A 1,662-nucleotide genomic window follows, 5' to 3' on the forward strand; every position below is an offset into this window, starting at 1 on the left:
CATGAAATCCCCCATCTGTTATGAAGTGACCTCCTGTCAAGAGTAAAATTCGAGGAAATCACAACAATCTTTTCCTTTCTTAAGTTTGAACACTAGGTACAGAGGCAGAGCCTCAGATCTAACAGTCCCCGGCCTTGGCCACTCTGTTATACGTGGATTGGTTACCAACAGGTCAATGGTCCGCCGTGAATCTTGCTGTCTCATAGCGTGAATCAAAATATTTAAAATATAATGTCAACAGAGATGGGTCGCAAATAATTCGAACCATAGAATGCTCTAAAGCCCTGCCTCCGTATCCAGTGTTTGTTTTGTTATGCAGATGAAATCTGATAACATCAGTTTCATCTGCTTGATTACTACATTTGATATTTAGATGATTCTGTCATAGGCCTTGCCGCGTTAGCGGTGCGAAGCAGCCTTGACTGAATCAGATAAATGTCATATCAAGAAATATGATTTGTTGCCATTCCCCACATAAAACATGCAAGTTCTCTTGCCACTGCAGTTGTCGCAACATTTCTGTTAATACATCTTTTCAAGGTCATATGATAAAATCTTTTTCTTAATCGCTCATTGGCTTTATCTGCATAAGCAATTACTTCTGGATTGCATCCCTTTTGCCTTTGTTTTAAAGCAATGGACTTATGGCCGATATTGCCTCTCGTATAGCTCTGGGCAGCTTCTACCATCAAACGTCGCAAGTGACTATTTCCAGCCTTGGTAATACTATAGCGATTTACATCACCACCACTGGAATCCTCACTTGGTACAAGTCCTAAGAACCCAGCAAATTTAGTTGCTTTTTCAAACCTGTCAAAATCGCCAATCTCAACAATCATTGATAATGCTGTGTGGGTCTTAACCCCAAGGAAGCATCCCATATTCTTGACTTTTTCTTTATATTTGTCTCTATTTGCTAATTCTTCTATCTTTTTATCAAGTCTTTCTATTTTTTCGGTAAGATAATCAAAAGTTATCAAATACTCTGATAGTGTCTCTTTAGCAAGCCCTGTTAAATCAAGATTTCTCAGCCATTCAAGGTGAGCTATCGTCCAGTATGTCTTTCCGCCTTCAAATTTCTTTCCTGATCTCAAAACAAACGCGAGAATCTGCTGCTTGATCTTTTTAAGCATTTGTTTTTGATCATCCCTCATTCGTATATATTCTTTAATCTCATTGTCTTCAGCATCTGGAACATATACTTCACTATAAGTGTGAAAAGCAAGGCATCTTGCGATATTCGCAGCATCTCTTTTGTCAGTTTTTACACGATTTGTATTAGTAATTGCCATGGTCGTAGGAGCAAGGATTTTACAGTCGACTTCATGATCATTCAGCTGATGATACAAAGAATATCCCAAACATCCAGCTTCATACCCACAAACAAAAGTTACTTCTCCATCATAGCGTTTACGTACCTGTTCCATATATTTCAGGATAAGTTTATAGTCTGCAGGTATGGTCTGCTTATACTCAACCTTATCGGTATCATAAGAATAGCAGCATAAAGTGTAGCTCTCTTTGTGGACATCCATTCCGATATAAACTATAGTATTCATATGTGGCCTCCTATTGTATGCGGTAATCCCTGTTACCATTAATCTCAACAATTAATAGCTTACAGGTAAATCCACGAACCTACAATCTGGAGGTCACTTCATA

1 protein-coding gene is annotated in these 1,662 nt (G+C 38.4%); it reads right to left on the bottom strand.

Annotated elements, in window-relative coordinates:
- Window positions 1–443: 443 nt before the first annotated feature.
- On the bottom strand, window positions 444–1,559 hold the full coding sequence (locus G596_RS0120240; protein ID WP_022763602.1) for an IS110 family transposase: 1,116 nt from the start codon (window positions 1,557–1,559) through the stop codon (window positions 444–446).
- Window positions 1,560–1,662 lie beyond the last annotated feature (103 nt).

It is taken from the genome of Butyrivibrio sp. AD3002, assembly GCF_000420905.1.
GTDB lineage: Bacteria > Bacillota > Clostridia > Lachnospirales > Lachnospiraceae > Butyrivibrio.